Below are 12,997 nucleotides of genomic sequence, written 5' to 3' on the forward strand. Positions count from 1 at the left end.
CATGGACGGACGGCGTCGTAACCCGTACGAGCTGACGGACGACTCCCCGGTGTATGTGATCTCGGTGGCGGCCCAGCTCTCGGGTCTGCATCCGCAAACGCTGCGGCAGTACGACCGGCTGGGCCTCGTCTCCCCCGACCGCACCGCGGGCCGGGGGCGGCGCTACTCCGCCCGTGACATCGAACTGCTCCGGACCGTCCAGCAGCTCTCCCAGGACGAGGGCATCAACCTCGCCGGTATCAAGCGCATCATCGAGCTGGAGAACCAGGTCGCCGCACTCCAGGCCAGGGTCGCCGAGCTGGCGGCGGCGCTGGAGGGCGCGGCGGCGGCGATCCAGCAGCGCGAGGCGCAGGTGCACGCGTCCTACCGGCGCGATCTGGTGCCCTATCAGGATGTCCAGCAGGCGGGGGCGTTGGTGGTCTGGCGTCCGAAGCGGTCCGACGGCTGACTCTGCCCTGGCGCCGCCCCGCCGCGGGCCGCCGGGCCCTGGCGGCACCCGGAGCTACCCGCGTCACATGGGGCCCAGGTGTGGACAGCTCTGTCCCCTGGCGCACAACTGCACCATGAATAACATCAGCCCCCTGAGTCATGGCTCCGGGGGCGATGCTTTTTGGCCTTGTTCACACCTGTGGACGGGAACGGGTCCGGAGCGCCCCCGAAGGGCCGGCCGGCGGGGAGCCGCAGGGCCGGTCAGGTGCCCTCACTCCCCCTCCAGGATCTTCGACTGGGCGATCAGATAGCCCAGTTGGGTCCGGCTGCCGCTGCCCAGCGAGGACCCCAGCTTCGCGATATGGGCCCGGCAGGTCCGGACGTTCATCCCCAGCCGACGCGCTATCGCCTCGTCCACATGCCCCTCCACCAGCAGTTTCGCTATGGAGCGCTGAACACCCGTGATCCCGTTCAGATCGGGTCCGTACGACACCGGCTCCTCCCAGGGCAGCCCGTGCAGCCAGAACTGCTCGAAGACCCCGACGAGGTACTCCACGATCCCCTTGTGCCGCAGCTCCAGCGCGGAGAGACGGTCGCTGCTCGCCGGTATGAAAGCGACCTTGCGGTCCACGATGATCAGACGGTCGATGATCTCCTCAAGGGTGCGCACCTCCACCCCGGAGGGCCCCACCAGCTCCACATAGGCGAGCGTCGCGGGGTGGTGGCGGGCCGTGTGCTGATAGAGGGTGCGCATCCGTACGCCCCGCTCCAGCAGCGGGTTCACCCGGCGCAGGGCCTTCTGGACCACATGCGGCTGACGTCCGCTGCCGGGCTGTACCGTGAGCAGTTCCTCGGAGCAGTCCATCAGCACCTGGTCCAGGATCGCGTTGATGCGGTTGCGACCCTCCAGGACCGTTATGCCCTGGGGCGCGGTGGAGTTCTGCGCGGTGAAGGCCATGAATGGCTCAAGTGCGTCGGTCAGGGCAAGGGCGCGGCGCCGTCGCTCTTGGATCTCCCTTTCGATCGGGTGTATGAGCTGTGACAGGGCGGCGGTGGGCGCAACGGGGCGCAGCCACTGACTGTCGTCGGGGTCCGGGTACAGCAGGGCGAGATCGAAGAGGCAGGGCGTGGCCTCCGCCTCCGACCGGGCGATGCGGCCGGTGCGAAGAGCGGTGATGTACAGACTTTTCCCGGCCTCGCACAGCTCGCCGACTGTATGGGAATGTCCCACTTCACCATGGTGCGGCGTCATATGCACCCCCCTCAGGCTCTTGCAATACAGGAACATGATGCCTGCCGTCGCTGGTGCAAGCGTTCGGAGTGAGACATCGTCTTATGCGCGGGGGAGGAGGATTGATCAAACGAGGTGGAGATCACCCATGTCTAGGACGCTACGTGCTACTTGTGCTCTTGCCATAGCGGCTGCCGCGGTCGGCCTGGGCACCCTCGGCCCCCAGGACCCGACCTGGGACAGTTCTCCTGGCTCCGTCGTGGCTTCCGTCCAGGCCGGAGGCGTGGGGGACGCCGCCGATGCCGACCGTGCCGCTTCGACCGAGGGTGCGGCAGCATGACCGTCCCCCCGGACGACCGGGTCTTCCGGCGTGAGATGGCGACCGCCTACCGCTCTGGGTGGCACTTCATCGATCTCGTCACGGCCATCCCCCACCGTGGCGACTCGTTGATGGTCACCCTGTTCGGCGAGCCGATCGTCGTGGCACGGGAAGAGGACGAGGATGTGCGCGCCTACCGCTGCCTGCGCCGCCCCCGTGGTGCGCCGCAGCCCGTGCGGTGTGCGATCCGCTACGGAATGATCTTCGTCAACCTCGACCAGCGCGACCATCAGATGGCCGACCCCGATACCACCACCGCCACCCCCCGCAGTGCTTGAGCGATTCCCCCGTCGTTCCAAATCGCTCAGGCGCTTCCCCCACACAGCGGCGCCATCGCGGACCTGAAACGCGATGGCGCCGCTGTGCTTTTCCCGTCGGCGAGCGGCCCGTGTGCCGCGCGCCCGGCGATGACCGGTGCCGGGGTCAGGACGCCCGGCTGATGCCCGCGCCCCGCCCGAGTGCCCGCCGTACCGCGATCTCGATGACCACCCGGTCCGGGTTGGGGCCCGGGGTGCGCCCGTACCGTTCCGCGTAGCGCCGTACCGCGTCCGCGACCACGGCCTCCTCCGTACGGATGCGGGCGCGGCCCTCCAGCGTCGCCCAGCGCCCCCGGTCCACCTGGCAGACCGCGACCCGCGCCCCGCCCTCGTCCGTCGAGCGCAGGATGTTGGCGACCTTGCGGCTGTTCCTGTTGGTGATCACCCGGGCGGTGCCCGTCTCCGGTTCGAAGGTCACCCCCACCGGGACCAGGTGCGGGCTGCCGTCCGGCCGCTGGGTGGTCAGGGTGCACAGGTGGTACTCACGCCAGAAGGCGAGGTACTCCGGGCCGAGCCCCAGCAGGTCCCCGGAGCCGTCGGGTCCGTCGGGGGCCCCGGGTGCGGGGGTGGTTTCCGTGTCCGCTCTCATGGTCGCCAGGGTACGTATCCGCCCGCACCGGCCCGTGTCCGTGGTGTGCTGCATTGCGATTGCCAAGCATGCGGGCGCGGGGGCGACCGGTCCGGGGCACCCGCGCGGGCCGCTCGCCATGGCGCAAGAGGATTGAGTGGAATAGACTCAACTTTATGCACGTTGGATGAGTCAGTATCAGGGGGAACACCTTTCCCTGCAAGGACTCGGGCAAGGAGGAGAGACCGCACGTGGACGCCGAGCTGACCAACAAGAGCCGGGACGCGCTCACCGCAGCGACCAACCGGGCGGTGTCCGCGGGACACCCCGATCTGACCCCCGCGCATCTGCTGCTGGCGCTGCTCGCCGGGTCGGACAACGAGAACATCGTCGATCTGCTCGCCGCCGTCGAGGCCGATCAGGCCGCCGTCCGCGCGGGTGCCGAACGGGTTCTCGCCGCGCTGCCCAGCGTCACCGGCTCCACGGTGGCGCCGCCCCAGCCGGGCCGCGAGTTCCTGGCCGTCCTCGCCGACGCGGGCGAGCGGGCGCGGAAGCTGGGCGACGAGTACCTCTCCACCGAGCATCTGCTGATGGGGCTGGCCGCCAAGGGCGGCGCGGCCGGGGCCGTCCTCGTCGGACAGGGCGCGTCCGCCGACCGGCTCGCCACCGCCTTCGAGGCCGCGCGCGGCAGCCGCCGGGTCACCACCGCCGACCCCGAGGGCCAGTACAAGGCCCTGGAGAAGTTCGGCACGGACTTCACCGCCGCCGCCCGCGAGGGCAGGCTCGACCCCGTCATCGGCCGCGACCAGGAGATCCGCCGGGTCGTCCAGGTGCTCTCCCGGCGCACCAAGAACAACCCCGTCCTGATCGGCGAGCCCGGCGTCGGCAAGACCGCCGTGGTCGAGGGGCTGGCGCAGCGCATCGTCAAGGGCGACGTGCCCGAGTCGCTGCGGAACAAGCGGCTGGTCTCCCTGGACCTCGGGGCGATGGTCGCCGGGGCCAAGTACCGCGGTGAGTTCGAGGAACGGCTCAAGACGGTGCTCTCCGAGATCAAGGAGAGCGACGGCCAGATCATCACCTTCATCGACGAGCTGCACACCGTCGTCGGCGCGGGCGCGGGCGGCGACTCCGCGATGGACGCGGGCAATATGCTCAAGCCGATGCTGGCCCGCGGTGAGCTGCGGATGGTCGGCGCCACCACGCTCGACGAGTACCGCGAGCGGATCGAGAAGGACCCGGCGCTGGAGCGCCGCTTCCAGCAGGTCCTGGTGGCGGAGCCGACCGTCGAGGACACCATCGCCATCCTGCGCGGGCTCAAGGGCCGCTACGAGGCCCACCACAAGGTCCAGATCGCCGACTCCGCGCTGGTGGCGGCGGCCACCCTCTCCGACCGCTACATCACCTCGCGCTTCCTGCCCGACAAGGCCATCGACCTGGTCGACGAGGCCGCCTCCCGGCTGCGGATGGAGATCGACTCCTCCCCCGTCGAGATCGACGAGCTCCAGCGCTCCGTCGACCGGCTGCTGATGGAGGAGATGGCGCTGCGGAACGAGACCGACCCGGCCTCCCGGCAGCGGCTGGAGAAGCTGCGCCGCGACCTCGCCGACCGGCAGGAGGAGCTGCGCGGCCTCACCGCCCGCTGGGAGAAGGAGAAGCAGGGCCTCAACCGCGTCGGTGAGCTGAAGGAACGCCTCGACGCGCTGCGCGGACAGGCCGAGCGCGCCCAGCGGGACGGCGACTTCGACTCGGCGTCCAAGCTGCTCTACGGGGAGATCCCGACGCTGGAACGGGAGCTGGCGGCCGCGTCCGCCGCCGAGGCCGAGGCGCGGACCGACACGATGGTCAAGGAGGAGGTCGGCCCCGACGACATCGCCGACGTGGTCGGCTCCTGGACCGGGATTCCCGCCGGGCGGCTGCTGGAGGGCGAGACGCAGAAGCTGCTGCGGATGGAGGACGAGCTGGGCCGTCGGCTGATCGGGCAGAGCGAGGCCGTGCGCGCCGTGTCGGACGCGGTCCGCAGGACCCGCGCGGGCATCGCCGACCCGGACCGGCCCACCGGCTCCTTCCTCTTCCTCGGCCCCACCGGCGTCGGCAAGACGGAGCTGGCGAAGGCACTCGCCGACTTTCTCTTCGACGACGAGCGGGCCATGGTCCGCATCGACATGTCCGAGTACGGCGAGAAGCACAGCGTGGCCCGGCTGGTGGGCGCGCCGCCCGGCTATGTCGGCTACGAGGAGGGCGGCCAGCTCACCGAGGCGGTGCGCAGACGCCCGTACAGCGTGGTCCTGCTGGACGAGGTGGAGAAGGCCCACCCGGAGGTCTTCGACGTCCTGCTCCAGGTGCTCGACGACGGGCGGCTCACCGACGGGCAGGGCCGGACGGTCGACTTCCGCAACACCATCCTGATCCTCACCTCCAATCTGGGCAGCTCGTTCCTGGTGGACCCGACCACCTCGGAGGAGGAGAAGAAGCAGCGGGTCCTGGAGGTGGTCCGGGCCTCCTTCAAGCCGGAGTTCCTGAACCGGCTCGACGACCTGGTGGTGTTCTCGGCGCTGCACCGCGACGAGCTGGAGCGGATCGCACGGCTCCAGATCGACCGGCTGGCGCGGCGGCTCGCCGAGCGCAGGCTCACCCTGGAGGTCACGCCCGCCGCGCTGGCGTGGCTCGCGGACGAGGGCAACGACCCCGCCTACGGGGCCCGGCCGCTGCGCAGGCTGGTGCAGACCGCGATCGGGGACCGGCTGGCCAGGGAGATCCTGGCGGGCGAGGTCACCGACGGCGACACCGTCCGGGTCGACCGCTTCGAGGACGGGCTGATCGTGGGCCCGGCCACCGCGACCGGGGAATGAACGGGACGGAGCGAGGGCGGCCGGGACGGGACGGAGCGAGGACGGGACGAGGACGGGGCGGAGCAGCGAGGACGGAGCGGGAACGGGACGGGGGCTGAGCAGCGGGGGCCGGCGGAAACACCCGCTCGTCCCCGGCCCCGTCGCACGGCGGCCGGGCCGGAGACCAGGGACGGGAGTGCTGTGGGGGGTGGGGGTTGCGGCTCCCGACCCGCCATGGGGGAGGATGGCGTCATCCGTACGAAGGGAAGTACACGGTGACCATCGATCCGTCCTCGATTCCGAATTTCGGGGGCCAGCCCCAGCCTCAGGCAGCAGGACCGGCGGGCCCCGTCGTTCCCGACCAGGATTTGGTCAAGCAGCTTCTCGACCAGATGGAGCTGAAGTACGTCGTCGACGACGAGGGCGACCTCGCGGCTCCCTGGGAGGAGTTCCGGACGTACTTCATGTTCCGCGGCGAGGCGGACCAGCAGGTCTTCTCGGTCCGTACGTTCTACGACCGGCCGCTGCCCGCCGACGAGCGTCCCCGGGTCCTCGACGTGATCGACGACTGGAACCGCCGCACGCTGTGGCCCAAGGTCTACACCCACCTCCACGAGGACGAGGAGGGCGGCGCGACCATCCGCCTCATCGGTGAGGCGCAGATGCTCATCGGCATGGGCGTCAGCCTGGACCACTTCGTCTCCTCCACCGTGAGCTGGGTGCGGGCCGCGATCGAGTTCGACAAGTGGTTCGCGGAGCAGCTCGGTCTGGAGACCGCGGGCGGGGACGAGGCCGAGGGCGACGCCCCCGGCGACGACGCCTGAGCCCACGCCCGAGGCCGTGGAGCCGCGCTGAGCTTCGTACGCCTGCGCGTACGTCCCCGCGTCCATACCTGCGCGGGGTCGGGGGCCGTCCGGTACGCCGGACGGCCCCCGCGTGCGTGCGGCCCCGCGAAGCGCCGACGGCTCCGCGCGGTCACAGGGCGATCGGTCACAGGGCGATCGGGGACAGGGTCAGCAGATAGGTCCCATAGGCGAACGACAGCGCCGCCAGGGCGGCCGTCACCACCGCCGCGGGCCCGGGGCGGGCCCGTGCCAGGGCCTTCGCCGCGGGCAGCAGCAGCGGGAAGGCGGGCAGCAGAAAACGCGGCTTGGACTCGAAGAAGCCCGAGCCGCCGACGGTGATCAGCACCAGCACCGCCGTGAAGACCAGCAGCGGCAGCGGCGGCCGGTCCAGGACGAGCAGCGCGAACAGCACCACGCCCGCCGCCACCAGCGTCAGCGTCACCGCCAGCGGGAGCGGCGCGGGCCGCAGCACGATGTCCCGCACCACCCGCAGCGACCCCTCGCCGAAGTCGAACGTCGACGTCCAGCGGCGCTGCACGGCGAAGTAGCCGCCGAGCGGATCGCCCTCGCGCACCCCCACGTACAGCACATACGCGCACCAGCCGACGGGTGCGAGGGCCGCGCCCGCCGCGGGGCGCCAGCCGACGCGTTCCCCGTCGCGGAGGGCGCGGAACCCATGGAGCGCGGCGGTGGCGACGACCGCGGCGGCCACCGCGACCCCGTTGGGCCGCGCGGCCCCGGCACAGAGGGAGAGGGCACCGGCCCACAGCCAGTACCCGCTGATCAGCGCGTACAGCGACCAGGCGGCGAAGGCGCAGAGCAGGGGCTCCGTATACGCCATGGTCAGCACGATCGAGTGCGGCAGCAGCCCCCACAGCAGCACCAGCGCGGTCGCGGTCCGCCGTCCGTGGAGCCGGTTGCCGACGGCGAACACCCCCCAGGCGGCCACCGCTGCGGCGGTCCAGGAGATCAGCAGCCCGGCGGTGCCGCCGGTGACGGGGAGGACCGAGGTGACGGCGCGGACCAGCCCCGGGTAGAGCGGGAAGAAGGCCAGATCGCTCTGGACGGCGCCGTCGGGCCAGGTCAGGGTGCGGCCGTAGCCGTGCTCGGCGATCAGCAGATACCAGTCGGAGTCCCAGGACCGCGCCAGGACCCGGCGGGGCGGACGGTCGATGTGCCGGGCCCAGCCCGCCATCACCAGCAGCCCGGTCAGCCGGGCGGCGGCGAACAGCCCCAGCGCGGGGGCCGCCCGCCGGAGCGCGGCGCGCCAGGGGGCCGCCGCCCCGGCCCGCCGCTCCCCGCGCGCCAGGGGACCGGGGCGGTGTCCCGTACCCGCGGGGACGTCCGCCGACGTGTCATCCGCCAACGGGGTGTCCGTCGACGCGTCATCCGCCGACGGGCTGTCCGTCGACGGGGCATCCGTCGCCGCGTTGTCCGCCGACGGGCTGTCCGCCGCCGGGGCATCCGTCGCCGCGTTGTCCGCCGACGGGCTGTCCGCCGCCGGGTCGTCCGCTGTCGTGTCGTCGAAGGTCTCTGCGGACAGGGAACACCTCCGGGCGCGCACGGGTCGTCAAGGAGACTTTCCGTTCCGCTGCCGCCGCGCGCGAGCGCTGCGGCCACGACACGGCCGGTTGCGTGCCCGTTGCCACCCGGTCGGCTGACAGCGGGCCGCGTGACGGCGGGTCCCGTCGCCCGGGCTCAGCCCCGCAGTGTGGACAGTCTGCGGATGGCTTCCTCCACCACCTCGGTCCGCTTGCAGAACGCGAAGCGGACGAAGGGCGCGCCCTGTTCGCGGTGGTCGTAGAAGACCGCGTTGGGGATCGCGACGACCCCGCACCGCTTCGGCAGCGCACGGCAGAAGGCGAAGCCGTCCTCCTCGCCCAGCGGCCGGATGTCGGTGGTGACGAAGTAGGTCCCGGCGGGGCGGTGGACCGTGAAACCGGCGTCCGCGAGCCCGGCGCAGAGCAGATCCCGCTTGGCCCGCAGCTCCTCGCGCAGCCCCGCGAAGTACGCGTCCGGCAGCCGCAGCCCCTCGGCCGCCGCGTACTGGAGGGGCCCCGCCGCCACATAGGTGAGGAACTGCTTGGCCGAGCGGACCGCCGTGACCAGCTCCGGGCTGCCCGTCGCCCAGCCGATCTTCCAGCCGGTGTACGCGAGGGTCTTCCCGGCGCTGCTGATGGTGACGGTCCGCTCCCGCATCCCCGGGAAGGAGACGAGCGGGATGTGCTCCCCCTCGAACACCAGATGCTCGTACACCTCGTCCGTGACCACCAGCAGATCCCGCTCGACGGCGAGTTCGGCGACGGCGGCCAGCTCGGCGCGGGTCAGCACGGTGCCGGTGGGGTTGTGCGGGGTGTTGATCAGCAGCAGCCGGGTGCGCTCGGTGACGGCGTCCCGCAGTTCGTCGAGGTCGAGACGGTACGCGCCGTCCCGGGGGCGCAGGGTCACCGGCACCCGTCGGCCGCCCGCCATCGCGATGCACGCGGCGTACGAGTCGTAGAACGGCTCCAGCGCGACGACCTCGTCGCCCGGTTCCACCAGGGCCAGCAGCGCCGCCGCGATGGCTTCCGTGGCGCCCGCCGTGACGAGGACCTCGGTGTCGGGGTCCACGGCCAGCCCGTGGAAGCGCCGCTGGTGCTCGGAGATCGCGTTCCGGAGCTCGGGGACCCCGGGGCCGGGCGGGTACTGGTTGCCCCGGCCGTCGCGCAGCGCCCGCACGGCCGCCTCGCGGACCTCCTCGGGGCCGTCGGTGTCGGGGAAGCCCTGTCCCAGGTTGATGGCTCCGGTCGCGGTCGCCAGCGCGGACATCTCCGCGAAGATCGTGGTGCCGAACTCCGCCAGCCGGCGGTTCAGCAGTGGTCGTGTCCGCGGCAGCGGTCCGGGCCCATCCATGGTCACCATGGCGCCATCCTCGGGGGAAGCTCTGGACTTCCTCAAGTCCGCTTTGGCCGCGGAGTGTCCGGGGCATTCTCCTTCCACCAGGACGAGGAAGCCCTGACAAGCGCTGATGGACACCGATAGGCGGGGATCAGCAGCGGCAGGCGGGGGCAGGCAGGGAGAATCGTCCAGGAATCGACAGAGACAGACAGGCACACAGAAGCAAGTCACGCGACGGCGCGGGGATCTCGCTTCGGGGGAAGAGAAAGATGGTGGGAGCGATATGACAGGTTTCGTGGTTCTGGTGCTCCTCCTGGCGCCCGCAGTGGTGATCGCGGGGGTCGTGGGCGTCGTGGCGCATCGGCGCGGCCAGGTCTCCCCGCTCTATCGGCACGGCCAGGTCCCCCCGCGCTATCGGCGCGCGTCCGCGGGTGGCGGAGGCTCGCACTCCAGCGGCTCGGTCTGGGTGGGGGACGGCGGTTCCTGCGACACGTCGTCGAGTTCGTCGGGCTCGTCCTGCGGTGGCGGCGGCGGTGGCGGATGCGGCGGAGGCAGCTGACACGGGGCAGCGGCCTTCTCGCCCTCGGCCGGTTTCCGGCCGGGTCGAAGCAGGGGCGCCCGGCGGGTTTCCGCCGGGCGCCCCTGTCATGTTCCGGGCGGTGGTGGGGAAGTCCTCTGCCGTGAGCGCGGGGCGCCCGGGGCGCCTTGTCCCGGATGTCCGGGGTGCGGTGAAGCATGTGGTTGAACAGTTGAACCGTAAGTCCCCTAGGGGATGGAAACCCCTTCAAGTTGGGTAAAAACACTGCGAGCCCCGCGTACTTCATGATTCAGTCGCTGACGGAACCTGTTGGAACCACCCAGCCGTCGGGCCTGCTCACGGCCTCGATCAGGCGGTCCCCCCACTTTGTGAACTCCCGCTCAGGGGGCGCCTCAGGTTCACGTATCCACCGCCGACGCGTGTTTGCGGAGCCGACCCATGCTCACGACTCTCAGTACCGCCTACACCGATACCCGTGCCGACGATCTCGCCTGGGCACTCGGACGGGAGCCGCTTCCCGCCCTGGCCGTTCTCGACCTGGAGCTCTCCGGAGCGAAACTCCAGCTCAGGCTGCTCGGTGCCTCGCACCAAGTCCTGCTCGAATCCAAACGGAGCACCTGTTCCGAAACCGTCGCCTGCATGCCCGGCAGCAGCACCCCGCTGCCGCTGGGCGTGGCCAAGCGCGTCGGCGACTGGGAGTACGAGTTCGCCGCGCGCGTCGAGACCCTCTCCAAGGGCTCGTTCGCGGGGCGCGCGCAGGAACTCCTCGCGCTGGTCGCCGACCACCCGCACTCGCTGGCCGGGACCTTCCCCGGCTCCCCGCTCGCCTTCACCGCGATGATGGCGCAGCGGGAGGAGGGCCAGGTGCGGTGGCGTACCTGGCACTCCTATCCACAGGAGGGGCGGCTGGTCGTCACCCGTACCCGGGTGGGTGCCATCACCCCGAGACCGCGAGCGCGGCGCCCGCCGCAGCACGCCGTGCTGTAGGGGCGCGGCGCGCGGGGTGTGCGCCCGGGATGTCCGGGGCGCGGTGCCGGGTCCGGAGCAGGGGCCGGACCCGGCACCGCGCTTTTCTCGTGTGTGCCTCCGGCGTGCGGGCGCGCGCCGCGCCCCCCGCGCCGTGTCCGCCGTGGTGCGTGCCCCGTCCCCGCGCCGTGTGCCCCGTTTTCCGCGCCCGGATCGCACGCGGGGCCCGGACCGCGCTCCGGCGGGAGGACGCCGCGCCCGGCTCGCCCGGCGCAGGGCAGGTGCACACGTGTGGGTGACAAACCGCTTCTGTATCGTGACGTAGCGTTACTGCATGATCGACCGGACGCAGCAACTGGCACCGCCCCCCCAGGCCGCGCCGCTGCGGGTGCGCCCGGCGGCCGGACGCAGTCTGGTGCTGCTGGTCGTCTTCGTCTGCGCGGCCTGCGGTCTGGTGTACGAGCTGGAACTCGTCGCCCTCGCCTCGTATCTCATCGGCGACTCCGTCACCCAGGCGTCGGTGGTTCTCTCGGTGATGGTCTTCGCCATGGGCGTCGGATCGCTCCTGGCCAAACGGCTGCGCTGCCGGGCCGCCGTCGGCTTCGGGCTGCTGGAGCTGTCCCTCGCGCTCATCGGCGGCTGCTCCGCCCTGGTGCTCTACGCCTCCTTCGCCTGGGGCGGCGGGTCCCGGCTGGTACTGGTCTCCTTCTCGCTCATCATCGGCGTCCTCATCGGCGCGGAGCTGCCCCTGCTGATGTCCCTGATCCAGCGCGTCTCCCGGCGCGACCGCGATGTCGAGGGCACCGTCGCCGATCTGTTCGCCGTCGACTACGTGGGCGCGCTCGTCGGCGGGCTCGCCTTCCCCTTTCTGCTGCTGCCCTGGCTCGGCCGGCTCACCAGCGGACTGCTGACCGGCGCGGTCAACGCGGTCGTGGGCGGGCTGCTCGTGCTCTGTCTCTTCCGCCACGACCTGACCCGGCGGTCCCGCCTCTGGCTGCTGGTCGCCAATGCCGCCGTCCTCGCCGTGCTCGGCACCGCGACCGTCCTGGTCGACGACTTCGAACGGGCGGCGCGCCGCGCGGTCTACGGCGACCGGGTCCGTGTCGCCCTGGAGACCGACGTCCAGGAGGTCGTCCTCACCGGCGGCCCCGGCGGTCCGCTGGATCTCTTCCTCGACGGCAGGCTCTGGGTCAGCGAAGGGGACGAGCGCCGCTATCACGAGGCCCTGGTGCACCCGGCCATGCGGGGCCCGCACACCCGGGTGCTGATCATCGGCGGCGGCGACGGGCTCGCCGCGCGCGAGGTGCTGCGCTACCGGGGCGCCGCCTCGGTCACCGTCGCCGAACTGGACCCCGTGGTGGTCCGGCTGGCCCGTACCGACCCCGCGCTCACCGCCCTCAACCGGCACGCCTACCGCGACCCCCGGGTCCGCGTGGTCACCGGGGACGCCTTCGGCTGGCTGCGCTCCGCCCGTTCCGAACCCGTGTGGGACGTGGTGATCGTGGACCTGCCCGAGCCGGGCACCACCCGCAGCGCGAAGTTCTACTCGCAGGAGTTCTACGGGCTGTTGGGCGGCGCGCTCGCCGACGGCGGGCGGCTCGTCGTCCACGCCGGTCCCTCTGGCACCCGGCCGCGTACCTACTGGACCGTCGAGGCCACCCTGCGGGCCGCCGGGTTCCGCGCCACCGCCTACCGCGCGGACGGCGGGCTCTCCCGGCTCGCCGCGGGCCCCGAACGGGAGGGGCGCGCCACGATGACGGCCCCGTGCGACTGGGGTTTCCTGCTCGCGGCCCATGCGTCGGCGCCCCGGCTCGGCCTGGACTCCGGGGCTCCGCCGCTGACGTCGCTCACCCCCGGCCGACTGGCGGCCGACGCCCGGGAGACCGCGCTCACCCGGGTGCCCGCGCTCGCGCCCTCCACCCTGGTCCATCCGCGTTACGAGAACTGATCCGGCGCGGCGGTTCCCGGCCCGGGCGCGGACCGGAGCGCAGACGCGCCCGGGGCCCCTGGGTAGGCTCG

The 12,997-nt window shown here is 72.0% G+C and carries 11 protein-coding genes; 7 read left to right on the forward strand and 4 right to left on the reverse strand.

Translation table 11 applies throughout. From position 1 onward, the window contains the following. Position 1: 1 nt before the first annotated feature. Complete coding sequence (locus CRV15_RS15175) at positions 2-448, forward strand: heat shock protein transcriptional repressor HspR (protein ID WP_003955085.1); 447 nt, start codon at positions 2-4, stop codon at positions 446-448. A 252-nt stretch (positions 449-700) separates the two neighbouring features. Here CRV15_RS15175 and CRV15_RS15180 read toward each other — a convergent pair whose 3' ends face one another. Further along, a complete protein-coding gene (locus tag CRV15_RS15180) occupies positions 701-1,717 on the reverse strand; it encodes a helix-turn-helix domain-containing protein (RefSeq protein WP_003955086.1) in 1,017 nt (338 codons plus the stop codon). 279 nt (positions 1,718-1,996) lie between these two features. On the opposite strand from CRV15_RS15180, the gene CRV15_RS15185 reads away from it, so the two are divergent. Beyond that, positions 1,997-2,317 carry a Rieske (2Fe-2S) protein gene (locus CRV15_RS15185; protein WP_003955088.1) on the forward strand — a complete coding sequence of 107 codons (321 nt, stop codon included), beginning with the start codon at positions 1,997-1,999 and terminating at the stop codon, positions 2,315-2,317. A gap of 145 nt (positions 2,318-2,462) precedes the next feature. Here CRV15_RS15185 and CRV15_RS15190 read toward each other — a convergent pair whose 3' ends face one another. Further along, the gene (locus tag CRV15_RS15190; RefSeq protein ID WP_106428635.1) at positions 2,463-2,945 is read right to left on the reverse strand and encodes a pyridoxamine 5'-phosphate oxidase family protein; all 483 of its coding nucleotides are present in this window, start codon (positions 2,943-2,945) and stop codon (positions 2,463-2,465) included. Between the two features lie 230 nt (positions 2,946-3,175). On the opposite strand from CRV15_RS15190, the gene clpB reads away from it, so the two are divergent. After that, the gene (gene clpB, locus CRV15_RS15195) at positions 3,176-5,773 is read left to right on the forward strand and encodes an ATP-dependent chaperone ClpB (RefSeq protein ID WP_003955091.1); all 2,598 of its coding nucleotides are present in this window, start codon (positions 3,176-3,178) and stop codon (positions 5,771-5,773) included. A 254-nt stretch (positions 5,774-6,027) separates the two neighbouring features. Further along, a complete protein-coding gene (locus CRV15_RS15200) occupies positions 6,028-6,576 on the forward strand; it encodes a type III secretion system chaperone family protein (protein ID WP_003955092.1) in 549 nt (182 codons plus the stop codon). Positions 6,577-6,742: 166 nt separating this feature from the next. Here CRV15_RS15200 and CRV15_RS15205 read toward each other — a convergent pair whose 3' ends face one another. Continuing rightward, entirely contained in the window at positions 6,743-8,161 is a 1,419-nt protein-coding gene (locus CRV15_RS15205; protein ID WP_003960968.1) for a hypothetical protein, read from the reverse strand. Between the two features lie 134 nt (positions 8,162-8,295). Further along, on the reverse strand, positions 8,296-9,498 hold the full coding sequence (locus tag CRV15_RS15210) for a pyridoxal phosphate-dependent aminotransferase (RefSeq protein ID WP_009996666.1): 1,203 nt from the start codon (positions 9,496-9,498) through the stop codon (positions 8,296-8,298). 259 nt (positions 9,499-9,757) lie between these two features. On the opposite strand from CRV15_RS15210, the gene CRV15_RS15215 reads away from it, so the two are divergent. The 3 genes from CRV15_RS15215 (at position 9,758) to CRV15_RS15225 (ending at position 12,926) form a co-directional block, all read left to right on the forward strand. Beyond that, the gene (locus CRV15_RS15215; RefSeq protein ID WP_003955096.1) at positions 9,758-10,033 is read left to right on the forward strand and encodes a hypothetical protein; all 276 of its coding nucleotides are present in this window, start codon (positions 9,758-9,760) and stop codon (positions 10,031-10,033) included. Positions 10,034-10,450: 417 nt separating this feature from the next. Next, positions 10,451-10,999, forward strand: coding sequence for a DUF2617 family protein (locus CRV15_RS15220; protein WP_003955098.1), 549 nt, complete (start codon positions 10,451-10,453; stop codon positions 10,997-10,999). Positions 11,000-11,312: 313 nt separating this feature from the next. Next, entirely contained in the window at positions 11,313-12,926 is a 1,614-nt protein-coding gene (locus tag CRV15_RS15225; RefSeq protein WP_003955100.1) for a polyamine aminopropyltransferase, read from the forward strand. Positions 12,927-12,997 lie beyond the last annotated feature (71 nt).

The sequence above is a fragment of the Streptomyces clavuligerus genome (assembly GCF_005519465.1).
Classification (GTDB): Bacteria; Actinomycetota; Actinomycetes; order Streptomycetales; family Streptomycetaceae; genus Streptomyces; species Streptomyces clavuligerus.

Excerpts from the sequence above, each read along its gene's own strand:
- CRV15_RS15225 (WP_003955100.1), top strand. The coding sequence starts at position 11,313 with ATGATCGACCGGACGCAGCAACTGGCACCGCCCCCCCAGGCCGCGCCG.
- CRV15_RS15220 (WP_003955098.1), top strand. The coding sequence starts at position 10,451 with ATGCTCACGACTCTCAGTACCGCCTACACCGATACCCGTGCCGACGAT.
- CRV15_RS15190 (WP_106428635.1), bottom strand. The coding sequence starts at position 2,945 with ATGAGAGCGGACACGGAAACCACCCCCGCACCCGGGGCCCCCGACGGA.
- CRV15_RS15210 (WP_009996666.1), bottom strand. The coding sequence starts at position 9,498 with ATGGTGACCATGGATGGGCCCGGACCGCTGCCGCGGACACGACCACTG.
- CRV15_RS15185 (WP_003955088.1), top strand. The coding sequence starts at position 1,997 with ATGACCGTCCCCCCGGACGACCGGGTCTTCCGGCGTGAGATGGCGACC.
- CRV15_RS15175 (WP_003955085.1), top strand. The coding sequence starts at position 2 with ATGGACGGACGGCGTCGTAACCCGTACGAGCTGACGGACGACTCCCCG.
- CRV15_RS15180 (WP_003955086.1), bottom strand. The coding sequence starts at position 1,717 with ATGTTCCTGTATTGCAAGAGCCTGAGGGGGGTGCATATGACGCCGCAC.
- CRV15_RS15215 (WP_003955096.1), top strand. The coding sequence starts at position 9,758 with ATGACAGGTTTCGTGGTTCTGGTGCTCCTCCTGGCGCCCGCAGTGGTG.